General features: G+C 63.6%; 25 protein-coding genes. 6 read left to right on the plus strand and 19 right to left on the minus strand.

All coding sequences use genetic code 11. From position 1 onward, the window contains the following. Window positions 1-45: 45 nt before the first annotated feature. From CH290_RS16220 to CH290_RS16230, 3 genes are read right to left on the minus strand one after another with little or no spacing between them, the layout of a single operon-like run. Window positions 46-1,284, minus strand: coding sequence for an amidase (locus CH290_RS16220; RefSeq protein WP_329955214.1), 1,239 nt, complete (start codon window positions 1,282-1,284; stop codon window positions 46-48). Further along, window positions 1,230-3,047 carry a hydantoinase B/oxoprolinase family protein gene (locus tag CH290_RS16225; protein WP_033187838.1) on the minus strand — a complete coding sequence of 606 codons (1,818 nt, stop codon included), beginning with the start codon at window positions 3,045-3,047 and terminating at the stop codon, window positions 1,230-1,232. Before CH290_RS16225 ends, CH290_RS16220 begins: the two co-directional genes overlap by 55 nt. After that, the gene (locus tag CH290_RS16230) at window positions 3,044-5,125 is read right to left on the minus strand and encodes a hydantoinase/oxoprolinase family protein (RefSeq protein WP_033187839.1); all 2,082 of its coding nucleotides are present in this window, start codon (window positions 5,123-5,125) and stop codon (window positions 3,044-3,046) included. The genes CH290_RS16225 and CH290_RS16230 overlap by 4 nt, the downstream gene beginning before the upstream one ends. A gap of 285 nt (window positions 5,126-5,410) precedes the next feature. Here CH290_RS16230 and CH290_RS16235 point away from each other — a divergent pair, with 285 nt between their 5' ends. Beyond that, on the plus strand, window positions 5,411-6,154 hold the full coding sequence (locus tag CH290_RS16235; protein WP_020112984.1) for a FadR/GntR family transcriptional regulator: 744 nt from the start codon (window positions 5,411-5,413) through the stop codon (window positions 6,152-6,154). Between the two features lie 76 nt (window positions 6,155-6,230). On the opposite strand, the gene CH290_RS16240 is transcribed toward CH290_RS16235, so the two are convergent. From CH290_RS16240 to aztB, 5 genes are all read right to left on the minus strand, one after another. Then, window positions 6,231-7,241, minus strand: a complete 1,011-nt coding sequence (locus CH290_RS16240; protein ID WP_196248666.1) for an AurF N-oxygenase family protein — start codon at window positions 7,239-7,241, stop codon at window positions 6,231-6,233. Between the two features lie 197 nt (window positions 7,242-7,438). After that, complete coding sequence (gene aztD, locus CH290_RS16245; RefSeq protein ID WP_033187840.1) at window positions 7,439-8,677, minus strand: zinc metallochaperone AztD; 1,239 nt, start codon at window positions 8,675-8,677, stop codon at window positions 7,439-7,441. Between the two features lie 120 nt (window positions 8,678-8,797). Then, entirely contained in the window at window positions 8,798-9,688 is an 891-nt protein-coding gene (aztC, locus tag CH290_RS16250) for a zinc ABC transporter substrate-binding protein AztC (RefSeq protein WP_020112981.1), read from the minus strand. Next, window positions 9,685-10,905, minus strand: a complete 1,221-nt coding sequence (locus tag CH290_RS16255; protein ID WP_230620824.1) for a PQQ-binding-like beta-propeller repeat protein — start codon at window positions 10,903-10,905, stop codon at window positions 9,685-9,687. The genes aztC and CH290_RS16255 overlap by 4 nt, the downstream gene beginning before the upstream one ends. A 228-nt stretch (window positions 10,906-11,133) precedes the next feature. Further along, window positions 11,134-12,003 carry a zinc ABC transporter permease AztB gene (gene aztB, locus CH290_RS16260; RefSeq protein WP_020112979.1) on the minus strand — a complete coding sequence of 290 codons (870 nt, stop codon included), beginning with the start codon at window positions 12,001-12,003 and terminating at the stop codon, window positions 11,134-11,136. A gap of 21 nt (window positions 12,004-12,024) precedes the next feature. Between aztB and aztA the strand changes: the two genes are divergently transcribed. Continuing rightward, window positions 12,025-12,729 carry a zinc ABC transporter ATP-binding protein AztA gene (gene aztA / locus CH290_RS16265; protein WP_020112978.1) on the plus strand — a complete coding sequence of 235 codons (705 nt, stop codon included), beginning with the start codon at window positions 12,025-12,027 and terminating at the stop codon, window positions 12,727-12,729. Here the strand turns inward: aztA and CH290_RS16270 are convergent. The 3 genes from CH290_RS16270 to CH290_RS16280 form a co-directional block, all read right to left on the minus strand. Beyond that, complete coding sequence (locus CH290_RS16270) at window positions 12,661-13,284, minus strand: SanA/YdcF family protein (protein ID WP_019666733.1); 624 nt, start codon at window positions 13,282-13,284, stop codon at window positions 12,661-12,663. The genes aztA and CH290_RS16270 overlap by 69 nt on opposite strands. A 104-nt stretch (window positions 13,285-13,388) precedes the next feature. Then, window positions 13,389-14,867, minus strand: a complete 1,479-nt coding sequence (locus CH290_RS16275; protein ID WP_230620825.1) for an FAD-dependent oxidoreductase — start codon at window positions 14,865-14,867, stop codon at window positions 13,389-13,391. A gap of 53 nt (window positions 14,868-14,920) precedes the next feature. After that, window positions 14,921-15,310 carry a PPOX class F420-dependent oxidoreductase gene (locus CH290_RS16280; protein ID WP_033187997.1) on the minus strand — a complete coding sequence of 130 codons (390 nt, stop codon included), beginning with the start codon at window positions 15,308-15,310 and terminating at the stop codon, window positions 14,921-14,923. 142 nt (window positions 15,311-15,452) lie between these two features. Here CH290_RS16280 and CH290_RS16285 point away from each other — a divergent pair, with 142 nt between their 5' ends. After that, window positions 15,453-17,078 (plus strand): long-chain fatty acid--CoA ligase, encoded by a 1,626-nt coding sequence (locus CH290_RS16285; RefSeq protein ID WP_033187843.1) that lies wholly within the window; start codon window positions 15,453-15,455, stop codon window positions 17,076-17,078. Window positions 17,079-17,210: 132 nt separating this feature from the next. Here the strand turns inward: CH290_RS16285 and CH290_RS16290 are convergent, their stop codons facing one another. Both CH290_RS16290 and CH290_RS16295 read right to left on the minus strand, forming a co-directional pair. Next, window positions 17,211-17,540: a hypothetical protein gene (locus CH290_RS16290; RefSeq protein WP_230620826.1), complete on the minus strand. Its 330-nt coding sequence runs from the start codon at window positions 17,538-17,540 to the stop codon at window positions 17,211-17,213. Window positions 17,541-17,600: 60 nt separating this feature from the next. Next, complete coding sequence (locus tag CH290_RS16295) at window positions 17,601-18,119, minus strand: DUF3558 family protein (RefSeq protein WP_230620827.1); 519 nt, start codon at window positions 18,117-18,119, stop codon at window positions 17,601-17,603. A 173-nt stretch (window positions 18,120-18,292) separates the two neighbouring features. On the opposite strand from CH290_RS16295, the gene CH290_RS16300 reads away from it, so the two are divergent. Together CH290_RS16300 and CH290_RS16305 are read left to right on the plus strand one after the other, a co-directional pair. Further along, window positions 18,293-18,694 carry a hypothetical protein gene (locus tag CH290_RS16300; protein ID WP_033187845.1) on the plus strand — a complete coding sequence of 134 codons (402 nt, stop codon included), beginning with the start codon at window positions 18,293-18,295 and terminating at the stop codon, window positions 18,692-18,694. A gap of 145 nt (window positions 18,695-18,839) precedes the next feature. Further along, a complete protein-coding gene (locus CH290_RS16305) occupies window positions 18,840-19,463 on the plus strand; it encodes a DUF2510 domain-containing protein (protein WP_033187846.1) in 624 nt (207 codons plus the stop codon). Between the two features lie 45 nt (window positions 19,464-19,508). On the opposite strand, the gene CH290_RS16310 is transcribed toward CH290_RS16305, so the two are convergent. From CH290_RS16310 to CH290_RS16330, 5 genes are all read right to left on the minus strand, one after another. After that, on the minus strand, window positions 19,509-20,270 hold the full coding sequence (locus tag CH290_RS16310; RefSeq protein WP_033187847.1) for a hypothetical protein: 762 nt from the start codon (window positions 20,268-20,270) through the stop codon (window positions 19,509-19,511). 61 nt (window positions 20,271-20,331) lie between these two features. Then, window positions 20,332-21,153, minus strand: coding sequence for a hypothetical protein (locus CH290_RS16315; protein WP_052082941.1), 822 nt, complete (start codon window positions 21,151-21,153; stop codon window positions 20,332-20,334). Further along, the gene (locus CH290_RS16320; protein ID WP_033187848.1) at window positions 21,140-22,207 is read right to left on the minus strand and encodes a hypothetical protein; all 1,068 of its coding nucleotides are present in this window, start codon (window positions 22,205-22,207) and stop codon (window positions 21,140-21,142) included. The genes CH290_RS16315 and CH290_RS16320 overlap by 14 nt, the downstream gene beginning before the upstream one ends. 3 nt (window positions 22,208-22,210) lie before the next feature. Further along, window positions 22,211-22,495: a hypothetical protein gene (locus CH290_RS16325; RefSeq protein ID WP_033187849.1), complete on the minus strand. Its 285-nt coding sequence runs from the start codon at window positions 22,493-22,495 to the stop codon at window positions 22,211-22,213. Continuing rightward, the gene (locus CH290_RS16330) at window positions 22,492-22,767 is read right to left on the minus strand and encodes an SAV_915 family protein (RefSeq protein ID WP_230620828.1); all 276 of its coding nucleotides are present in this window, start codon (window positions 22,765-22,767) and stop codon (window positions 22,492-22,494) included. Before CH290_RS16330 ends, CH290_RS16325 begins: the two co-directional genes overlap by 4 nt. Before the next feature lie 101 nt (window positions 22,768-22,868). Here CH290_RS16330 and CH290_RS16335 point away from each other — a divergent pair, with 101 nt between their 5' ends. Further along, complete coding sequence (locus tag CH290_RS16335; RefSeq protein ID WP_033187850.1) at window positions 22,869-23,162, plus strand: hypothetical protein; 294 nt, start codon at window positions 22,869-22,871, stop codon at window positions 23,160-23,162. On the opposite strand, the gene CH290_RS16340 is transcribed toward CH290_RS16335, so the two are convergent. Continuing rightward, on the minus strand, window positions 23,144-23,701 hold the full coding sequence (locus CH290_RS16340) for a dihydrofolate reductase family protein (RefSeq protein WP_033187851.1): 558 nt from the start codon (window positions 23,699-23,701) through the stop codon (window positions 23,144-23,146). The two genes, CH290_RS16335 and CH290_RS16340, sit on opposite strands and share 19 nt — an antisense overlap. Between the last annotated feature and the right edge of the window lie 244 nt (window positions 23,702-23,945).

Raw genomic sequence — 23,945 nt, forward strand, 5'->3', positions numbered from 1 at the left:
CCTTTGTAGATACTTCATAAAGTATCTACAACCATACGCTCCAGCTCACCCAGGTGAGTGGGTGTGCCAGTCCGTCGCCGCCTGATAGCGCGAACCCATGTCGAACAGCTGCTGTTCGTGGTGGGCGGCGGCGGTGAGCTGCATTCCCACCGGCATACCCGAGCCGGAGTGGAATCCGACGGGAACAGCAAGAGTGGGACCGTCGTGCAGTGACCAGGGGTAACTGAACTGACCCATCCGGCGAGACTGGGCGACGACGTCGTCTCCCCCGTCGATGCGGGGAACGTCCACCGGCATCGTGGGGGTGAGCACCACGTCCACGTCCGTGAACACCTTCTTCAGTCCGGTGCGATACTCCGTTCGACCGCGGACGGCGGCCGCCCGTTGGGCATCGGAGATGCCCAGCCCGAGGGAGATTCTTTCGAGTGTCGCGGGCTGGAACAGTTCCGGTTGTCGGTCCACGCGGGCTCGGTGCCGGTGCGCCAGGTCCGAGTAGACGATGGTGTAGACGATGTCCTGAGCGTCGGCGACGCCCGGGATCTCGATCGGCACGATGTCGTAGCCGAGGGTTCCCAGAACTCGGGTTGCAACGTGGACGGCGTCGGCGACACCGTTGTCGACGTCGTCGGTGAAGAACGTGGTGGGAACACCTATCCGCCGGGTTGTCGGTGCAGCCGATCCCGGGTGGTCGGCGAGGACGGTGAACAGCCGGGCAACACCGTCGACCGTCCGTGCCATCGGCCCGACGGTGTCGAACTCCTCGCTGACCGGGAACACACCGTCGTTGCTGATCGCTCCCCAGGTCGGCCGGAGTCCGACGACACCGCACGCCGACGCCGGCAGCCGCACCGAACCTCCGGTGTCCGTTCCCAGTGATGCGTCGACGAGTCCCGCGGCCACCGCGGATCCCGATCCCCCGCTGGAGCCACCGGGTACCCGGCTCGTGTCCCACGGATTTCGAGGGACGGCGGCCGCGGTGTTCTGCGAGGTGACGCCGACCGCGAACTCGGCCATGTTCAGCTTCGCAGTGATCCGAGCACCCGCGTCGAGCAGTCGAGCGACGACCTCCGCGTCGCGATTCGCCACGTGCCCGTCGAAGAATCTCGATGCGCACGTGGTGGCCACACCGTCGACGTCGATGTTGTCCTTGACGCCGATTCTCATCCCGGCCACGGGGCCGGTGCCTGACCCGGCGCGGTCACACCAGGTGATGACCGCGCCGAGATCGGTCAGGCCGCGCTCCCGGCGCGCAGGCCCGCAGTTGCTTCCTCGTCGACGGTCCAGTCCTCGGTGTTCACGACCACACCGTAGTCACGTCGCGCGTCTTCCTCGGTCAGGTACTCGTCCCACACGTCGCTGAGCACTTGGAACGGGTCACGCTCGAAGGGATTTCCGAAACCGCCGCCCGACGGAAGTTTGATCTCGAGGGTGTCGCCGGCCCGGATGGTTTCCTGAGTGACCTTGGAATACAGCACTTCCTCGCGATCGGTCCCGGCGTTGCGGGTGAAGGATCCGGACACACCGTTGTGCCCGCCCAGCGCGCCGGCCGGGGCGTCGGAGCGATTGTCTGCTTCCGAGCCGAGGAACGTGTCGGTCTCCATGAGCCACTTGCGTACGCTGCCGATGCCGCCGCGCCACTGCCCGGGAGCGGGGGCCTCGTCACGCAGTTCGTATCGCAGAGCCCGCATCGCGTGATTGAGCTCGAGTTCCTCGATCGGATTGTTTCGGGTGTTGGCCATCAACGCGTCGACGGCATCCATCCCGTCCTTGCCGTTCCGGCCGCCGTAGGATCCCTCGTTGATTTCGATGTAGACCCAATAGGATTCGCCGTCCGGCGCGATCCCGGAGTACGCGATCGCGCACAGCGCGGCGGACGAACCGGCGACGGCGTGATCGGGAAGTACTGGTGCAAGCGCCAGGTTGATCGAGTCGAACACTCGATTGACCTGGGAGAAGCGAGCGAAGCACGACGCCGGGAAGTCCGGATTGAAGATGGTTCCCTCGGGTGCGTATGCCTTGACGGGACGGAAGCACCCGTCGTTCTGCGGCACGAATTCCTCGGTGACGTCCTCGTCGAGCAGAATCGTGCGGATGGCCGAAACAGCCACGGGTAGAACGGAACCCTCGAACGGGACGTTGAACGCCGTCGGCACCTGACTGTTGGACCCGGTGAGATCGATGAGGATGTCCTCGCCGTCGACCTGGACTCGCACGGCCACCGCTAACGGTTCACCGCGGTTCTTGCCGTCGTCGTCGAGGTAGCCGATGGGCGCGGAGTAGCTGCCGTCGGGTATCTCCCGAATCTTGTTGCGCAGCATCTTCTCCGAGTAGTCCATCCACCGCTCACCGGCACTCATGACGGTGTCGAGGCCGTACTTCTCCAGTAGCTCGGTGAATCGCTTCTCTCCGATCCGCGAACAGGCGATGAGGGCTTCGAGGTCGCCGCGGTTCTGCTCCGGCGTGCGAACGTTGTCGAGGATGTGCTGGATCAGGTAGTCGTTGCGAACTCCGGCCTCGTAGATCTTCATGGAGTCCATGAGTTTGCCTTCGGCCCAGACGTCGACGACGTCCATGCACAGTCCCGGGAAGTTTCCCCCGACATCCGATACGTGACCTGTACAGCCGGCGAAGCCGATGTGTTCGCCCTGCCAGAAGATGGGGATGATCACGCCGTAGTCCGGCGAGTGCGCCGCCCCGTGGTAGGGATGATTGTGCAGGATGACATCGCCCGGCTTGTACGTTCCCGCGAGCCGACGGTTGACTCCGCGGATGTAGGCGGGAATCGAACCGCAGTGCATGGGTGTGGAATCCGATTCGCAGAGCTCTCGTCCGTTGACGTCGAAGATGCCCGCGCCGAGGTCCTCGGACTCGCGGATGAGGCTCGAATACGCCATTCGGTAGAGGACCTGCGCCATTTCCTTGGCCATGGACTGCAGTGCACCACCGATGACACGCAACGTGATCGGGTCGACCTCGACATCGTTCCACGTTCGTGTTGCCTCACCGGCGAGTGACACTCCGGTCTTGGGCATCAGCGCCTTGCTCATGCGGATTTCCTCTCGATGATGATGTGGCCGACGGCGTCGACTTCTGCGCGCTGATTCATACCGACGATGGTGGTCGAATCGAACTGTTCGACGATGGCGGGCCCGTCGAACGTGTTGCCGGCGAGCAGCAGCGATCGCTCGTAGACCGGCGTCTCCACCCATTCGGGTTTGGCCGCTTCGTCGGCCCAGAAGAGAGCCTGCGTCGTGGTCTTGATCGCGGCCGACGCATCGGCGCCGCCTTTCTCGATGTCGGCGATGCGGACGTGAGGAACCGCGCCGACGCCGGTGACCCTGATGTTGATGAGTTGCACAGGCTTGTCGTCGAAGCGTTGTGAGTAGGTTCGGCCGTGGGCTTCGTGGAACGCCTCGGCGGTGGTCTTGATCCACACGTCGTCGATGGCGCCGTCGGGTGCCTGGACGCGAAGTTCGTAACCCTGGCCGACGTACCGACAGTCGACGCTACGTTCGAGCGAGATGTTCTCGGCGGCAACGCCGTCGGCTTCGAGCTGCGCGATCGCCTGTTGGGACAACCGTTCCATCTGCGACGCGACCAGTTCGATGTCCGGGTCGGCCGACGACGTCCACACCGTCGTGGGCACCTCGTAACGGATGTCGGTGGTCAGGAGCCCGACGGCCGAGGTGATGCCGGGGTGGCCCGGCACGATCACGCGAGGGATACCGAGTTGGTCGGCGATCTGCCATGCGAACAGAGGCCCGGCGCCGCCCTCGGCGATCAGCGAGAAGTCTCGTGGGTCATACCCTTTGCGCACGGAGTGCAGGCTGATGGCCTCGGTCATCGAGTGCGCCAGAATCTTGAAGATGCCCATTGCCGCTTCGTCGAGCGGGGTGCCGAGCTTGTCCGCGATGTGGGACTGAATGGCCTCGCGGGCGAGTTCGGGCTTCACTTCCATGGTGCCGGAGAGGAAACTGTTCTCGCGCAGCCAGCCCATCGACACCATGGCGTCGGTCGAGGTGGGTTCGGTGCCGCCGCGGTCGTAACAGGCAGGACCCGGCACGGCTCCCGCACTGCGCGGCCCGACGCGGAACATGCCACCGTCGTCGACGACAGCGATGGATCCACCACCGGCACCGATGGTGTCGACCTCGGCCATCGGCACCATGGCGTGGTAGTCACCGATGCGGGTGTCGAGCAGGTGTTTCATGCGCAGTGCACCGTCGGGTGCCACGCCGACGTCGGCGGAGGTGCCACCGACGTCGAGGGTGATGACGCTCGGATAGCCCGACGCCTTGCCGATTGCGCATCCGCCGAGCAGACCGGCGATGACACCACTTGTCAGCAGCGACACCGGGATCTCGCTCGCGCTGCGCGATGTCACGAGGCCGCCCGCGGAGGTCATCAGGTGAACGTCCTCGCCGACCTGAGCCTCCCGTGCCTTGCCGGCGAGATTCGCGATGTACTTGGAGGTCTTCGGGCCGATGAATGCGTTCAGCGCAGCCGTCGAAAAGCGCTCGTACTCACGGTATTGCGGTGCGACCTCGCTGGAGAGCGAGACGAACACACCGGGGAATTCCTCGGCGATGATCGCCTTGACACGTTGCTCGTGCGTCGGGTTGCGGTAGGAGTGCAGGAACGCGACAGCGATCGCCTGCACTCCGCGCTGCTTCAGCAGGCGCACCTGCTCGCGTACGGCGTCCTCGTCGAGCGGAGTCAGGACGGTGCCCGCGGCATCGATGCGTTCCGGTACGACGCGCCGGTTACGGCGCGGCACCAATTGCCACTTCTGCCACGGAAGGTCCTGGTAGTTCGAGTAATTGAGCGGGCGCTTCTTGCGGGCGATGTGGAGAAGGTCGCGGAAACCTTCGGTGGTGATCATGCCGACGTCGCATCCGTTGTGCTCGAGCACGATGTTCGTCGCCACCGTCGTACCGTGGAAGAACATGTCGATCTCCGACGGATCGATCCCCGCTCGTTCGGCGAGAACGGCGATGCCGTCCATGGTGCCGATGGAGGGATCGTGATTGGTCGACGGCGTCTTGTGCACCACGACGGTGCCGTCGTCGTCCCACAGCACGAGGTCGGTGAACGTTCCTCCGACATCGACTCCAATTCGTTTCATCAAAGCTTCCGTTTCTGCCGGCGCCCACGGTGGAGCGGAGAGGTGCTGAGTAGGCTCTTTCGACCTTGCGAGTGTCGTGGATCACTGATGCAAGGTGACACGAGTCATAGTGCCCGCCGATCCCGGCGAACGCAATACCTCTGATGTTTCCGCTTTACAGAGACCCTGGCGAGCGTCCTCCACTGGTTCGGCTAGGGCATGTCACTGCAAAAGAACCGATGATTCGACCAGCGGTCCGCGTTCCAGAGGTTAGGCTCATCGGCAACCGGACTATGCGACCGAACTATGCGACGAACGGACAGTGAGGACCTCGACGTGACCGATACGGTGCCGAAAAGCGGACCTGCGTATGCAGTCCTCGCCACGCATTTGCGTGAGCGCATCCTGTCGGGAGAACTTCAACCAGGTCAACGGCTGCCCGGGGATGCCGAGCTGACCGCAGAGTTCGGGGTCGGCAGGAGCACCATTCGCGAAGCACTCAGGTCTTTGGCCAGCCAGAATCTCATTCAGACGACGCGCGGAGTCACCGGCGGCAGCTTCGTCTCGGCCCCCACCGTCGGGCACATCAGTGCCCACCTGGAAACGGGCGTCGCCTTGATGGCAGCCGCGGAGACCGTGACCGTGGATCAGCTCATGGAGGTGCGCAACCTGATGGAGGTGCCGGCCGCGGGAATCGCCGCGTTCCGTCGCACCGACGAGCACATCGCGCAGCTACGCCAGACGATCTTCGACCCCACCGACGCCCAGGGTCCGGAAACGTTCACCAAGAATCAGGAGTTCCACCTGGTCCTGCTCCGCGCCGCCCAGAACCCGCTGCTCGAGTTGATCACTGCACCCGTCTTCCGGGTGTTGTCGGGCAGATTCGGCCGCGACCACGCCCCGGACGGCTTCTGGACGTGCGTCGACCACGACCATCGCGCGATTCTCGACGTCGTCGCCGACGGCGATTCCATGGGCGCGATGGACCTGATGCGAAAGCACCTCGACCACCTGGGGGATTCCTACCGCCAGATGGACACTCTGCGGTAATCATCTGCTGATTGCGCGAGTGGGCGTGTGGCGAGCTCGAGCAAAACTCTGATATTTCGTCGCGATACGCGGTGGCTCAGTCGAGTGCGGAACGGTCCGGCTCGCCGCGGAATCGGGAGACCGAGCCGTCGATGCGGAGCTTCTTCCACAGGTACTTGGCCGTGCGGTTGGTCATGCCGATCTCGTCGACCAGCATTCGGACGTCGCCGAAGTAGGACTGCAGTTGGTTGCTGCCCACCGGGCCACCCCAGTACGCCTCTTTGACGACCGAACGTGGAATGTCCAGGTCTGCGGCCAGTCTGCGCGGCGGCGCCATGATCACGCCGGCGAGCCAGCGCATGATGATCGGCGTCGACACCGAGACGAGCCACTTGTTGATTCTGCCGAGATTCGGGTAGTGCTGACGGAGGAAGTGGTGCGCGAACGAGATGTGGCGCGCTTCCTCAGCGATGTGAATCTCCATGGTGCGCAACATCGCCGGGGGAACATCCTTGCCCTGCCGGATGACTTCCTTCTGCCAGTGGTCGATCGGCTCTTCGCCCGCGAGGATTCCGATGAAGAACACGACGGGAAACGCCGCGCCCAACATGCCCATCGTCGGTGAAGCGAGGCGGAAGTCGGTGCGCATTCCCGGCACGTCGGCCCCGGATCGGTTGACCAACTCCTGGAACATCTGAATGTGGTTGCACTCCTCGGTGATCTCGTGGAGGCAGTACCGAAACTCGAGCGAGTTGTTCGGCATCTTCATGATGAACTGCATCATTCCGCGGATGAGGATGCTCTCGAACGCGGCGCCGACCTTGACCGAGTTGATCTGGATGTGGTGTCCGACCTCGATCTGCCGTCCGCGCGGCAGTTGCTGATACCACGCAGTCCCGCCGAGCGGATGGTAGTTCGGCAGTATCCACCGCGGATCGTGCGAGAACATCTGGAACTCTTCGCTGTCCCAGTCGATGTCTCGGTAGGGGTCGAAGTTCCGGCGCACCGAACCTTCGGACAGGACATCGAGCATCTCGCGGTACGTCTCGACCGGAAGCCTGGTAGACCCGCCTGCACGTGACGTGCTCTTGCCGGTAACTGTAACCATGCGATCCTCTTCCCGTCCGTCACCGGCGATACGCCTGGTGGCAGCCCATCCACTCGGAAACAATCATGCTTGCTGGTAACCAAAGTTACACACACTTCGTCCGGATGGGAAGGGTCCTTCGACAACGAACAAGCCCGGTGTCGGTGATTTATCACCGACACCGGGCATGGTTCGTCCGATGTTGCGCCTGCAAGGATCTAGCCGGTCACACCCGTCAGCTCGTTGGGTGTGTGGGCGAGCTCGCCCGTCTGGGTGACCTCACCCGTGGACAGGTCCACGGCGTGGACCGAGTTCTTCGCCGGGTCCGAGACGAAGGCGGTTCCCTCGTGGACGAACAACGCCGGGCGCGGCTCCTGCCACTTGACCGGCTCTTCCCACGCGTCGACGACGGGGATGGTCTGCGTGACGGACTTGCTGTTCACATCGATGACGTGGAGCGCACCGTCGGTGCCGAGTACGAATGCTTCGCCTGCCGGTCCGCGTCCGAGCGAGCGGAAGGTGTAGCTGGTTCCGAGATCGACGAGCGTGAGTTCACCACTCACGGTGTCGGTCAGCGAAACACGAGTCGGACGCTCGAGCTCAGCGTCGGGATCGACCTTGTAGTCGCCGAGCAGAACCGGCGAGTCCTCGTCGCCGGCCTGGTTGCCGATGCGGCCGTATGCATCCGGGCTCTGGACCTTGGTGATCGCACCGTCACGGTAGATGAGCAGCCCGTCCTGGCAGCCGACCACGACGGTCTCGTCGGCTGCAACAGCCTCACCGTGCACACCCGGGCACTCTTCGTTGCGGACGACTTCCTTGCGGTCGGCGTCCAGGACGACGATGCCGGTGCGCTCGTCCTCGTTTCCGAGGGTGGTGAGCAGTGCACCATCCGAGAGTTCCACCGCGACACCGTGATGCGCCTCGGGTGTGGTGTAGGTGTCGGTCTCGGGCTTCTCACCCTCGAGCAGCGCAGCGGATTCGAAGATCTCGACCTTGCCGGTACCGTCGTCGAACAGAACGGTCTTGCCGTCGTGCCGGACGACATGCCCCGGTGTGGTGGCGTCGAACTTGACGTCGGTGAGCGCCGGCGTCGACGTGAAGTGTTCCGAACCCGAGGTCCAGGTACCGGCATCGAGCGCAGTGAAAGCACCTGAGCCACTGACGAAGACGTGACGGCCGTCGCCGGCGGGGTTGAGCCGCGTGAAGCCGTCGATACCGGTGACGTCGTCGACGGTCTCGAGAGTGGCAGCGTCGAGGACCAGGACGCCGCCGTCGTAGCTGACCGTCAAGCGCGGCGTCGCAGCGGAATTGGACACGGGTGCAGCTGCGGCCGAGCTTTCGCTGGTTTCACTGTCGGTCGAATCGGAAGAAGAGGAGCAGGCTGCCAACAAGGCAACCGAGGTGCCCAGCGCAACGACGGCGCCGAGCGATCGAGTGGTGCGGTTGTTCATCATGTTCCAAAGAAATACAGGTACATGCAAATGATTGTCAAAGCCTATAGTGCGCACAAATGCATGTGTGACAAGCACTTTCACCTGCGTGTGCGCACCGTGGCACGCACACGCAGGTGTGGGTCAGCGCAGTCCCGCAGCGATGGCGGTCGAGTTGAAGTCCATCATGTCGAGATACGTCGGTGCATCCGAGTTCTCGTCCCCCAGCGACTCGGTGAACAGCTTCACGACGTCGACGTCGACTCCTGCTTCCGACGCCATGACCTGCGCCAGCCTGTCGGGCTGGGACGAATCGACGAAGATGGTGGGCACGCCCGCGTCGCGCACGGTGCCCGCGAGATCCGACAGGTCGGACGCACTCGGAGATGCGAGCGTCGTGCCACTCGGGATGACTGCACCGATGACCTCGAAGTCGTAACGGTCTGCGAGGTAACCGAACACGTGGTGGTTCGTCACCAACTTACGATTGACGATCGGCGCGAACCGCTCCTGCATGCGCCCGTCCAACTCGACGAGCTGGGCGTCGTAGTCCTGTGCGGCAGCCTCGACGTCCACACCGTCCAGCGACTCGGTCACCGCATCCTTGATCAGCCCGACAGCCGTGCGCATACGCTCCGGATCCGTCCAGATGTGGGGATCCGCGGCGCCCGACGACTGCCCGGAGACGTAGTCGATGGGGTCGACGCCGGGGCCGACCTCGAGAATGTCGGTGCCGTTCGCCCGTGCTGCGTCGATCGTCTTGGCGACGCCTTCCTCCAGCCCGAGCCCGTTGGCGATCAGCAGATCCGCCGATTCCACCCGCGCAGCCTCCGCTGCGGAGATCTCGAACGAATGCGGATCCGAGTTGGGCGGCATGAGCACCAGCACATCGGCCTGGTCTCCGACGATGCTGGAGGTGATGTCGCCCAGAATGTTGGTGGTCACCACGATCGTCGGTGTGCCCGACGAGTCCGCACCCGAGCAGCCCGCCAGAATCAGCGCGGCCGGGAGGACCGCCAGCAGAAGCTTTTTCATGCGCCGATCACACCGATCGATGCGGGCGTGAAGTCGAAGTCGAAGGTTCGCGCGACGCGACCGCCGTCGCGGTAGTCGATTTCGGTGACTGTCCTGGCCACGGGATCAGAGACGTAGGCGCGGGTGCCGCCGACCTGAAGTTCGGGCGCGTCACCGTCGTCGGTCGTCGGTCGAACAACGGGCGTCGACGACGTTTCGGCGCCGGTCACCGCGTCGAACACACGGAACGTACCGTCCGCCTGCACGGAGAACACGGTCTTGCCATCGCTGGACACTCCCGCCGACAGCGCCTCGTCGGCGGTCCTGGCCTGCACCCACTCCCCCGACCTCGTGTCGAGTACGAGCACCCCGGTCTCCGTCGGTGCGGCAACGAGTGCGCCCCGCGAACCGTGAGCGAACGACCATGCCCGAGCGTCGGGCGTCGGGTACGGGAACTTCGTCGTCGCGAAGTCCGCCGATGCATCCACCTTCAGCACGCCGTCCTCGCAGGCGACGACGAAGTAGTTGGAGAACACCGCTTCGCCGTGCATCTCCGGGCACGCCGCGTCCAGCGGACGAACGACGTCACCCGAGCTGTCACGCAATTCGAGACCCGTCGGCAGGTCCTCCTCCGTCCCACCGGTGGAGACCACGAAGTGATCGGACAGCGGAACCGCGATGCCGTGATGAGCGTTGGACTCGATCGTCGTCGCAACCGTCGACTCGGCCTTGCTCAACGAATCGAAGTCGACGACATCCGCACGCCCGGCGCCGTCGAAGAACACCGACACCTTCCGGTCACCGGCGATGACATGCGCGGGCTCGGCGCCGTCGAGCGAGCCGATGTCGACGGGATCCTTGACGTACGAATGCGTGTGGTCGCCGTGGTCGATGGTCCACGAGCCGGGATCGAGCAGATGCGCTTGCTCGTCATCGGTCGCGACGGCATAGCGACCGTTGATGGTCGTGATGCTCGACGCGTTTCCGACATCGAACGTGTGAACGGACTCCTCGGTGGCGAGATCGAGAACCTCGATGCGCCCGGAGTCGGCGTCGGCGACAACGAGCCGAGGCTCCGGACCCTCGACCTCGGTCGCCCCCGCCTCCGCAGCCAGGTCACTACCCGCCCGAGCAGTGCCGGTTTCCTCCACAACAGGTGCGGCATCATCGCTGCTACCGCACCCCGCAGCAGTCAGAGCAACAATGCCAATGGTCAGAACGGTTTTACGGGCGAACACAGAACTCCTCGGAGCAGAAATGATAACGATTGTCGTTTATGTTAAACCATTCCCCAAGCAGACCCCATAGCGCCCCGTTTGCCCCCCGGTCCGAGCGAACGTGGCGTTCAGCCACTCTGAGTGATCGAACGGTTCATTCGGTCCGGGAAAGTGCGCCCCCGTTCGTCCGCACCCACCACTCCGCTCGGAGCGAACGTGGCGTTCAGTCACTCTGAGTGACCGAACGGTTCATTCGGTCCGCGAAAGTGCGCCCTCGGACACGTTCGGGATTTCCGAGGGACGGGTGCGCGAGAGTGCGGATTTGCCCATGGCGACGAGGAAGAATTGGAGTACGGCCAGGCCGGCGATGGTGGCGCCGGCGGCGGTGTTGGCGTGCCAGGAGACGAGGAGTCCGGTGATGGTGGCGGACCAGCCGAGGAGGGTGGCGATGATCATCGACTGCACGATGGATCGCCCGAAGAGGTAGGCCGTGGCGGAGGGTGCGACGAGTAGGCCGAAGACGAGGAGTGTTCCGACGATTCGGAAGGATGCGACGACGGCCAGGACGACCAGGGCCAGGAGTACGACGTGTGCGAGGCGGGGCCGAAATCCGAAGGTGTGGGCTTTGCGTTCGTCGAAGACCATGGCGACGAAGGGGCGGTAGGCGACGACGGAGACGACGAGTGCGACGGCGGCTGCGATGACGAGGAACACCAGGTCCGCGTAGGTGGCGGAGAGGACGTCGCCGAAGAGGAAGGATGTCAGGTCGACGGCGAAGGATCTCGCGCGGGAGACGATCACTACGCCGAGTGCGAGCATGCCGACGAAGAGCAGTCCGATTCCGGTGTCCTCGGACAGTCGGGAGTTGCGGGATACCCAGGCGACGCCGCCGATCATGACGACGGCACTCACTGCCGCTCCGATGAGCAGGTTCGCGCTGAGGAGGTACGCGATCGCGACGCCGGGCAGCATTCCGTGCGAGACGGCATCGCTCAGGAATGCCATGCCGCGCAACACGACCCATGTTCCGACGAGCGCGCACAGTATCGATACAAGCATGCCTGCCCAGAGGGCGCGCTGTACGAACGAGACAGCGAAGGGGTCGAGTAGCCAGTCCACGGCCTGGAACCCTATGCGATAATGGTTGTCGTGAGCGAATCCGTGTCTGTTCGATCCCTGACCGTCCGGTACGGCAACACCGTTGCCCTCCACGACGTCAGTGCGTCGTTCGAGCCGGGCACCGTCACCGCTCTCGTCGGTCACAACGGTTCCGGCAAATCGACCGTGTTGCAATCTCTTGCAGGCATCGTCGAGCCCGCGTCGGGTGCGGTCGACATTCGACACCGACGTATCAGTTACGTTCCGCAGCGCAGTGACGTCAACGATCGGATGGCTGTCACCGTCGGCGAGGTCGTTGCGATGGGGACGTGGCCACGTCGCGGAATCCTCGGTCGGGCCAGTGCTGCGGATCGCCGTGCCGTCGACGAGGCCATCGATCGATTGAAACTGACCGATCTCCGGTCGCGACGGTTGGCGGAGTTGTCCGGGGGGCAGCGTCAGCGGGCGCTGCTGGCGCAGGCGCTCGTCGAGCATGGAGATCTGGTTCTTCTGGACGAGCCGACGACGGGTCTCGACGCGGAGGCCCGCGAGATCATCAACAGCGTCGTCGACGACGAGGCGGCCCGCGGCGCCGTGGTGGTCATGGCCACTCACGACGCCGACGATGCGGATCGCGCGGATGTCACCATCACTCTCGGGCGCGGGGAGATTTTGTCGTCAACGCGTCGTGACCGTCAATTCGTCGGTGGCGGGGCTCACGACGGCAGGCTCGCGTCCGGACAGTAGGTCCAGCACGGCTTTGGGCCGTGCGAGCCACTCGCGACCGAAGTTCCGTAGCACCGCGAGTCGGTTGCATTCGCATTCTGCGTCCACCCCGTCGACGTCGATGCCTGCGTCCCGGCACAGCGCGACAGCTCTGGACACGTGCAAGCCTTGACTGACGACGAGTGCCTTCTCGACCCCGAAGGTCGTCGCGGCGCGCCAGCAAGTGTCGTAGGTGTCGAGGCCGTAGTCGTCGCCGACAATCCTGTCGGACGGGATTCCGGCGTCGACGAGATATTCGGTCATGGCAGCGATTTCGTTGCCGGACCGACCGTTCGCATCACCGGAGACCAGAACCGCGCGGGCTCGACCGGACTCGAACAGCGACACAGCGGCGTCGAGCCGGCCTTCCAGGTACTTCATCGGCTTGCCGTCGCGCACCTGTGATCCGAGGACGATGACCACCGGGGCGGCGGGTGCGTCGGCGGCGTCGTGCACCCGCCCGAAGGACACGGTCGCCACCCATGCCGCCGACGCGAGGACAGCGGCGAGCACGCCGACGACGAGGCCGACCGACACTCGCCACAACTTCTTTCTCAACGAACTCCCGATCTCCGCCCGACGCTACCGGGCGTCACCGTACCGGCCGAGATTGAGGGATCTCTGAGGCAGTCGTCCGCTGTTCAGAGCAGGGCCAGCGCGGCGTCGATCGGCGCACGGTCGCCGAGAGGCGAGATGGCGCCGACGTAGCCGTCGGGCCGCACGAGAACGACACCGTCGGGTGTTTTGAGCCCGTACCGCTGCGCGATCTTGCGCTCGGGATCGTCGACGACGACGGGAGTCGTTCCGGGCACCGACATTGAGTGGGTGCCGGCGACCAGCAGATGGTCGTTCGGATGCTCCCGATGTGCCCGAGCGAGGCTGTGCCACAACTCGGTTCCGGCGACCGACGGCGCCGCGTCGCCAGGTGCCACATGTCCGTGCACGCCTTGCCGGACGATCGGGCTGCCGTGGTAGGCGACGGTGAATTCCTCCATCTCGTCGGCGATCCGGTGCTGTGCGAACTTGGTTCCCGCCACGATGCGCAGCGCCTTGTTGCGCACGGTCCGAACGACTTTGGATTCGACGGTGGCCGCGGTGGTCAAGGTCGTCGTCTCGGCGATGACGTGTGCAGCGACGGGATGCCGCTCGTCGTGGTAGCTGTCGAGAAGCAGTTCCGACGCGTTCCCTCTCGTCGCTGCTGCGAGTTTCCAGCCGAGGTTGAATGCGTCCTGCATCCCGGTGTTCATGCCCTGCCCGCCCGCGGGACTGTGCACGTGGGCGGCGTCGCCGGCGAGGAAGACCCGGCCGGTCCGGTACCTCGGCACCTGCGCGTGATGGATCTCGAACGTCGTCAGCCACCGGGGCGAGCGCAGGTGCACGCCGAGCCCTCGCTGAGTGCACAGGCGCTGCAACCAATCCAACGACGGCGCCCGCCCGGATTCGGATGCGTCGATTGCTGCGATGACGCGGACGCGGTCGCCGACCATCGGAAACAGCATCGCCGGGCCCGACCCGGCGGACGCGAAGATGTGCATCGCGCTCGTGTCGAACGGGTAGGTGGCGTCGACGTCGCCCATCAGGAAGCGCTCGCCCACGAACGAGCCTTGCAGCTTCAGACCGAGGTGATGACGAACGGTGCTCGACGCCCCGTCGCATCCCACGAGGTATCGGCACGTCACGGTGTCGCCTCCGACAGTTGCCCGCACCCCGTCGTCGTCCTGGACGAAGTCGGTCAGCTCTTCCCCTCTTTGGATCTCGACCCCCAAGTCGAGCAGCCGCCTCGTCAGGACGGCTTCGGTTTCCGTCTGTGCCGTGGTCACCGTGAACGGGTAGGCGCTGTCGACGGTGTCCAGCGGAATCTGCGCCAACAACTTTCCGTCGGCGTGGAAATGCACTCCCACTGTCGTGCGTCCCGATGCCACGATGTCGTCGACGACGCCCAGTGCATCCATCATTTCCAGGCTTCGAGAATGTACGACGACGGCGCGGGATTCATCGGTGGGTTCGGTGCGGCGGTCGATGACGCGCACTCGTGTGCCGCGGCGAGCGAGGTCGACGGCGAGAACCAGCCCGACTGGGCCCGCTCCCACCACCAGGACGTCGGTATCGAAGATCGTCATGCAGGAGATGGTGTCTCGAAACCAGTCCCGTGCGCGACGAGTTCGGTGAGAATTCACCCGCCGTCGATGGCAAGAATCACCCGGGGCTTGCGTCCGCGCGCGACCACCCGCTCGATCAGCATCACGATCCGAAATTCGACGCCGTACTTCTGTCGAATCAACTCGGTTGCACGGCGCGCGGGCTCGTCGGTGACGATGCGCGCGGTACCAGCGTGCGTGACGGCGTCGTCGGGCACCTTTCCTCGCCGGTTGCAGGGGCGGAGTTCGACGCGTCCCGAGTTCCTGATTCGTTTGACCTTGCCGCTGTCGGTCGGGGTGAGCACGATCAGTTCGTCCCCGTCGCGGCCGATCCACACCGGCGTCGAGACCGGCTCGCCGGATCTACGGAACGTGGTGAGCGAGACGAACGGCTGGTCACCGAGCGCGAGGAACGAAGCGGTCATGGATGCCAACGTACGCGCTGATCGGTTCGTTGCTGCCGGCTCGAGTCCCTGCCGATTCTGCGGGCGCACTCGGCGGTAGTCCGTATTGTGCAAGTGTGACGCGCAGCACACAGCGCACGGAATGATTGGGAGTGGAACGTTCATGAAGAGCACCATGCAGGACACCCCGTTGTCGATCGGCCAGCTCGTTCGGTTCGGGACGTCGATTCACCCGGCAGCGGAGGTCACGACCTGGAGCGAGCACGGTCCGTCGACCGTCACGTTCGAGCATCTGGGCAAGCGGGCGGCGCAGCTCGCTCATGGGCTCCGGTCGATCGGGATCGACGACGACCAGAGGGTCGCCACGTTCATGTGGAACAACGCGCCTCACATGGAGGCGTACATGGCCGTTCCCGCGATGGGCGCGGTGCTGCACACGCTGAACATTCGTCTCTTCCCCGAGCAGCTCACCTACATCGTGAACCACGCCGAGGACCAGGTGATCATCGCCGACGCCAGCCTCCTGCCGCTCCTGACGCCTTTGCTTCCGACGATGCCGACGGTGCGTCACCTCGTCGTCGTCGACGTCGATCCCGCTGATGTCGACGCGCCCGACGGGATCGAAGTGCTCGCCTACGAGGCCCTTCTCGAAGGCCGCCCGGAGGAGTTCGACTGGCCGGAGCTCGACGAACGATCGGCTGCGGCAATGTGTTACACGTCCGGAACCACCGGTGATCCGAAGGGCGTGGTGTACTCGCACCGTTCCATCTGGCTGCATTCCATGCAGGCGTGCATGTCCGACGCGATGGGCCTCGCTCAGTCCGACAAGGTGCTGGCGATCGTGCCGATGTTCCACGCCATGTCGTGGGGGTTGCCGTACGCCGCGTTGATGGTCGGGACGTCGTTGATCATGCCGGACAGGTTTTTGCAGCCTGCTCCCCTTGCCGAGATGATGTCGACGTTGCGTCCCACGGCTGCTGCTGCCGTCCCGACGATCTGGCAGGCACTGCTTGTTCATCTCGACGAGCATCCGGCCGACCTGTCGAGCCTGCGAGATGTCCTCGTCGGCGGAAGTGCCTGCCCGCCTTCGCTGATGCGCGCCTTCCACGAGAAGTACGGGATACACATCACGCAGGCGTGGGGCATGACGGAGACCTCGCCCGTCGGCACCTCGGGACGACCCGACGTCGGACTGTCGGCGGAGGAAGAATTCGATCTCCGTTGCACGCAGGGGCGTTTCATCGCTGCGGTTCGCGCTCGCCTCGTCGACGACAGCGGAAAGGAACTGCCCTGGGACGGCAAGCAGGTAGGCGAACTGGAGGTGCGGGGGCCGTGGATCACCGGCAGTTACTACCGCAACGACGCGCATGACAAGTTCGACGACGGCTGGCTCCGGACCGGCGATGTCGGCACCATCTCCCCCGGCGGTTACCTGACGCTGACGGACAGATCGAAGGACATCATCAAGTCCGGTGGAGAATGGATCTCGTCGGTGGAACTGGAGAACCACGTCATGGAGCATCCGGCCGTGCGCGAGGCCGCGGTCATCGGAGTTCCCGACCAGAAGTGGGACGAGCGTCCTCTGGTCGCCGTCGTGGTGCGCGACGGCGAAAAAGTCGCGGCCGAGGAGTTGCGTAGTTTCCTCGACGGCCGAGTCGCTCACTGGCAGTTGCCCGAACGCTGGACCTTCATCGACGAAGTTCCCAAGACCAGCGTCGGCAAGTACGACAAGAAGCGTCTGCGAAGCTCCCACGCCGACGGCGCTTTGAACGTCATCGAACTGGGCTGAACCTTTTCACCGCACTTTCTCCGGAGCGAACGGGCCGTTCGGTCAGTCTGACTGACTGAACACCACTTTCGCTCGAAGCTGGTCGCGGGCGCAGGCGAACGAAGGCGTCGACTGAGTTTCGAGGGTCCGCAGTTACCGCGGACCCTCGAAACTGGACGCAGTCTCCTCGTCCCGAGCAACGGTGTCGGTGAAAAACTTCTTGAACACCGCCTGCATCTGCCGGACGACCTCGATATGGCCCTCGAGGACATCGACCATATTGTTCTCCCCTCCAACAGCCTTCTGCGAAAACACCTGCGCGATCTGTTTGCCCATATCGAAATCACCCCAGCCGGTGACATCGCCGAGTTGTTTGGCTGCGTTCTGATGGTCCGATAGTTTCTTGATGTACTCATCACAGGAGGCACTGCATGCCCGCGCCGCCTCCTGGTTCAGGTAAAGGTCACCAGCGTCGGCGGCCACCGCGAGAGACTGCCAGTACGTGAGAGACTCACCGTAATTGCTAATTCTTGGTCCTGTTCGCTAAGCGCTCGGTAGCGCAACTTTCAGATCATCGACGTGACGGCGCAGTATCAGGCAGGGATCCACACCATCGCCTACGTGCCGATAATCAACCGAAAAGACGACTATTCCCGACGGTAGATCGACAGCCAGATTGCAGTCGATGATCGAACGCGCGACGTCGGTCTCGAACTGGTATGCATCTCGTCCGTCCAATTCGGTATCGAGTCCCGCGAGATTCCCCGAGTCGTTGCGAGCCTCCTCGACAGTGCGGTTCAGCGACGATTTCACAACGAAGTAGTAAGGCACGTCGACACCGACGGGCCGGAACCGGCAAATATCCCAGTCCGGCACGACGATGTCCCGACCCCAACCCACCTTCCGGAAGTCCGGATCCAAGCCGGTTGCCCCGATCTGTTCGGGGGTGATACTGCACGGATCCCATCGGGTCGGCTCGGCCGTCGCCTGCGGCGAGACCTCCCTCGCACACCCCCCAAGCAGGGCAGACGCCGCGATCACGGCCACAATCCATCTGCGCACACGGTCCCCCTCCGTCGAGTACGGCTACCAGATTAGACGCACAGCTTCCTCGATCGGTTCCACTTCGTCCGACAGCTGTAACGGACCTGACAGCAAAACCGACCAACTGTGTCGTACCCGTCTGGCACAGTGCACAGCACTTGACCCACCCTGCCTCTCGAGAAGAGAAACCCATGAACAATCAGTTCCACAACAGCCCCAACTACGGCACCATCAACATCCACCAGACCACTCACGTCGGCTACGTCGTTCCGCAGCGGTCCTGGCCTCGTCGCCATCCGATTCTGACGGCGATTCTGGTGCTGTTCGGCATCGGTTTCATCGGTGCCAATCCGTGGATTCTGATTATCGTGGCTGCGGTGTGGATCGGCATCAAGGTCTACCGGAATCAGGAAGCGAAGAAGCTCGCCGCGCGTCAGGAACAGCAGCGTCTGATCGACAGCGCGAACGCCCAGAACCAGGCCTACCTCAACGGCCACCAGTTCGGCACGCACGGGCACTTCCCCACCCAGCCGTTCCAGCCGGGCCAGTACCCCGCCCCTCAGCCCAGTCAGCCCTACCCGTTCCAGGGTTGAGCTGGCGCTGCTTAACGACCGGGCTCATGGGCCCGAGTTCAACTCATACGCTTCGACAGCAGTCGGACGTGACACTCAAAACCCCCTCAGTTCGTCGAACCACCCATCTTGTCGACGATGCTGAATCGCCGAGAATGGAACCCCGATGAACAACGACTCGCAAGCGGCACAACCTGGCTGGTATCCGACGCCCGATGGCGGACAGCGATATTGGAACGGAACGGCGTGGTTGGATCTACCCGACCCTGCGTCGACGCACAACACCGGAACGTCGCAGCCGCGATGGCGCCCAACTAAGAAAGCTGTGATCGTTGCCGCCGCGGTCTTGGCAGTCCTCGTCATCGGCGGAACCACGACCAAGCTCGTGGCGGACTCCAATGCACGCGAGGAGCAACAGGCCGTCGAGGCAGCCGCGCAGGCGGCTGCCCAGCTCGAATCCGACCGACTTGCCGCCGAGGCCGCCGAGAAGGAGAAGAAGGACGACGCTGAACGGCTGTCCAGGATTCTGTCGGTCTCCGAAATCGAGACCAGCGTCAAGACGATGGCTGAAGGTCACGTGGAGAAGGGAATAGTCGACGGGCCGATCATCAAAGTCAAGTGTTCACCCGTCGGCGGTGGGTCGACTGATGACTTGACCGAGACCACAACAGTTTTCGAGTGTTTCGCTGCAAACAAGGACAACGGTGACGGCACGATGAGCGGTTACAAGTACAACTCCACCATGAACTGGTCCACTGGCAGCTTCACCTACGGATTCGGCGCTCCCTAGACGACACAGCAGGCAAACGCTTCGTCGAGCCGGACATGACGGACGTCAGGCCCGGCGATCCAATTGCTCGACGGCGTCGCGGAGTTGGGCGCCGATGCGGTCGGTGGTCTCGTCGAACATGTCCCGAGCGGCGTTGAGGTGTAGCGAGCCCAGCTCATCGCCTTCGCGGGTTTCGTATTCGCTGTCGTCGGGGGTGCCGTGGTTCTCGATCCAGCGGACTTTCTGAAGTTCTCGGTCGATTTCGACGAGCCCGTCGAGATAGGACCGTAACGCCGTGAGTCGGGTGATCAGTGTTCGCTGACGATCCGCCAAAGCGTCTATGCGCTCTTGGTAGATCTTCTGCACTTCGGCGTCGTCGGCAAGGTGGTTTGTCGGTTTGGGGCCGAGCCGCACGAATGCGGCTTCGAGCTTGCCTGCGCTCCAAGCGACAGAAGTCACCTCCGAGACCAAGTCGATGCGGACGATGCGGTGGGCGGTGTCCAGCGAAGTCCACGCGCTCAACGACGAAATCTCGGCTGCGAGAACGACCACCGCGTGGACTACCTTGCCGCGGGTGGCCGACCGGAGAGCAAGCAACTCAGCGTGCTCGGCCCCGAGGTGATCGACACCGCGATCTCGATCGACGATCTTGCGAACTTTCTCCCGTCGCGTGGAACTTGGATCCGCCACCGCCGATCCACGCCATGCTTTCAGTGCCTCGCGCACAAGGTCAGGTTGTTTCGCGGCAGCCTTGGCGTCGAGACCGACCAAGGTGTCGTCGATGGCCCGAATGTCTGCCGACCGTCTATCGAACGGGTTCCACCTCATCGTCGCAAGGTACCTCAGGACTCGGACACTCGTCGCGCTCGTGGTGTGCTAGGCCCACTGGTCACGGCGTTATGGACGCCAGTCGCTGCGCCGCAGCATCGGTCCCGAGCTCGAACCGCATCTTGGGGTTGTGCGCATAGAACATTATCCAGGCCTGCAACACCTCTGGATGAACGTCGAAACGACGGGTGTCGAGATCGATCGACAGCTTCGACCTCTTTTCGATACGCCATATCCACGCAGTGATCCGTGAACCGTCGAGGTCGCAGGAACGAAAGTCTCTGCGTCGGTTACGGTCGATTTTGGGCAATATCGACACGACACGGTACACCACGGCGCAGCGGGGGAACAGGCGCATGAAGGCGTTGCGGAAGACGCGCACCGGCATCTGCGTAGTCCAGACCGAGTCCCACTTCAGTTCGGACTCGAACGACCACCCCCTGTGACGAATCCCTTTCTCGTCGAGCTCGACCCAACCATTTCGCACCGAGCGGAATGCGACCGAGAAATAGAACGTCAGTAGTGGAGGGGCGAGAAACCAAATCCAAAAACTCATGGCAATGACCATCGATCCGAAAAGGATGTTCAAGCAGAGCCAACCGCGCAGCTCGTACCGGACAGTGGAGTTCTTGACCCTCGCCAACACTGCGGAACCGGACTTGGTCGACGGCTCGTTGAACCACGGAAAGGTTGTAATCATCACCGCGAAGAACCCGAAGGACAACGCCATGCCGCCCTCCCGCAGCCGGCCGTCCGGAATAACCTGGGCAGCCGTGTAGATCATCAATACTGCGAACACCGCACCGCAAGCGCTTTGCGCGATAAGCCTCGGCTTGGGCTTGGTTCCCAGAATCGACTCTGTCTGGAAATCAGAAGAAGACATCCCACGCTCCTGTTGCGAGTTCGCCGATGGACGCGCCGGTGTCGTACAGCGCATCCCATCCGTCGACGACGGCGTCGCCTGCGCTACCGAACCCCTCGGCGTACAGGGTATCCACTGCACCGGAGGTGTAGATCCCGGCAACGGCTCCGACAGCCGCACCTGCGAGCGTGCCGATCACCGGCGCTGGAATGAGAGTTCCGATAGCCGCGCCTGCCGCAACCGAGGCGCCGAAGCTCGCGCCGGCGGACACGATGGCCTGGTCCGCGGGTTTGCCGTTGTAGATGTCCCACGCAACTCCAGCGACAGCCAGCCCACTTCCCAAACGGGACGATACGCGGCCGGCCTTCGTCCCCAGATCCTCTGCAGCTTCGGCAACATCGACAGCCCTCGCGGCAGTAGTGTTCGCGTAATCGATGTCCCGATAGATCACCGAAGCCGGCGTACCCTCCTGGGCGTTCATAGCGAGATCGATGTACCGCCGCGATTCCGCCGTCAGCCAGGCCGACTTACCGTTCATCGCCCACGTCTGGACGTCGACGACAGACATCGCGGCCGCGTCGACCACTTCGGTTGCCAGAAAGAACCAATCGACGTAGGGGTTGGTCCAGACTCCAACGAGCGCTTCTGCTGCTTCACGCTCGACCGAGCGAGACTCCTCAGCCGCTCTGGTCGCCTGACCGTACGCAGCCGACAGGTCCCCTGACAGCGGATCGTCGATCGCGCCGCTGCTGATCGTCAGGCCGGCTACTGCGGCATTGCGGCGCGCATCAGCCATCATGGACTGTGCCTTCTGCAGGCCGGCCGCAAAATTGTCGATCTGCTGGGCGTAATCACGAGCCGCCACAGCGATCTTCTCCGCGCCTTCGGCGGCTCGAGTCAGCTTCGGCATCGCCGCGTCGGAGGCAGGGCCGTCCCAGGCGCCGTCGATTCGGTTGCGCGCGGCGAACACCTTGTCTGCCGCATCGTCCAGGACGGGCGCTAGCTGGTCACGCAGCCATCGCGATATTTGGCGGACGGACTCCGGGTCACCGTCGATGTGGGTGTCTATGCTCATGTTCTATTCCGCCCATGCCGCGACGTTGATTTCGTCGGCTGCGACGATGTCCTGCTCGGCGTACCGGGTGGCGCACTCGTTCAGAGTCACGTCCAGGCCTGCTAGTCCCGAGACCAGCTCACCGGCGGAGGCAACGAAGTTGCTCAGAATACCGAGTATCGCGGCGGTGCCCACACCGCCGTCGACGGCACCGGGAATCGACGGTGCGATCTCGTCGACTCTCGTCGCAGCGTCCCTCACGTACCCCGCCTGAAGACGAATTTCCTCGTGATCGACGACGATGCTCATGATGCGCGCGCCTTATCCGGCACGACGACGTCGAGCAGCACCAGATCGAAGTGGGCGACTTCTTCGATCGCAGGCAGAAAGGTGATCGGAACCACGATCCACGGCTGGTCCCTGCCCATGCACGTGTGCAAACGATCGAGTGCCGAGTAGACCAGAAGCGCAGACCTGCCGTCGCGCGTGTCGTTGATCAACACACGTGCATCCGACGGGTCCGAAACTTGTTCTGCGCACGGCACATACAACACCGGTGGATAATCTGACGGAATTTTCACGAAAACGTCCTCCCCTGCTCCGGTGTGAAAACCGGTCCTACAGATTCAGACGCAACGAGTTGTGAATCGGTTCCACTGTCCGACGGATACCATCGGTGGGTATGGAACCTCAGAGTTATTCGTCGGGCGAGCGAGTGTTCGGGCCACCCCGCGGGACGTTCGACGCGGACTGGGCCGCCACCGCCCTTCGAGCGAACGTGCCGGGTCTGGACTTCGCGGCGTCGGTTCGGGTGATGGAGTATGCGTGGGAGCTAGTGCAGTCGCGTGACCTGCGCGGAGCCCCGCTCGCCGACGCATTGAGTGCCTCGACTGCCGTGAGTGTCGATTTCGATCTCGCTCGCGCAGCCGCGGCGGTGGCAACCGAAATTGCGGAGTTCTACCTCGACAGAGGCTGATCGGCTGGGACATACCGCGACGCGACGACGCCGTGACTGAACTCCTCCCGCCCGACGAGCTCGAGTTCGACGCGCTCCGCCAGCCCGGCGAACAGGGTCGGCCCTCGACCGACCACAACAGGGTGAACGACGAACTCGTATTCGTCGATCAGTCCCATGTCGGCGAGTGCGAGTGGCAGTTGCACCCCGCCGGTGAAAATGCCGTTGCCCGGCTCGTTCTTGAGTCGCCGGACGGTTTCCTCGATGTCACCGTCGACTATCTCAGCGTTCCAGTCCACCGACGTCAGCGTGCTCGCGACGACGTACTTTCTGCTTTCGCTGATGCTCTGCGCAAACGGCGCTGTCCACTCCGGCATGTCGGGTGAGGGTCGTCTCCACGCCGATTCCATCATTTCGTACGTCGTCCTCCCGAACAGCAATGCATCAGCACGAGCGATGCTCTGCGCCGCGTGCAGGTGCAAATCCTCGGACGGGCGTGCAAAGTTGTGGTCGACGCATCCGTCGAGCGAGACGTTGATGGAGTACCGCAGAGGTCGCATTCGGTGAATCTACCGGCTCACATGCCACGCTGCCGCACAATCGCTTTCGCTCGTGACAAGGACCGGGCGGTCGTTCTCGATCTGGGGTGAAACCCCGCGACAAGGGCACCGGTGATCGGTCGCGGACGCCATACAGTGCTGCTGCCAACCCCCGATCGGACAGATGTAGGGCCGACCGTCTCTCGCACACGTTGTAGGTTCTCGCACACGTTGCATCCTGTGCGCGGAGCTGAAAGATGTGCGA

The organism is Rhodococcus sp. 06-156-4, from assembly GCF_002259345.1.
GTDB lineage: Bacteria > Actinomycetota > Actinomycetes > Mycobacteriales > Mycobacteriaceae > Rhodococcoides > Rhodococcoides fascians_E.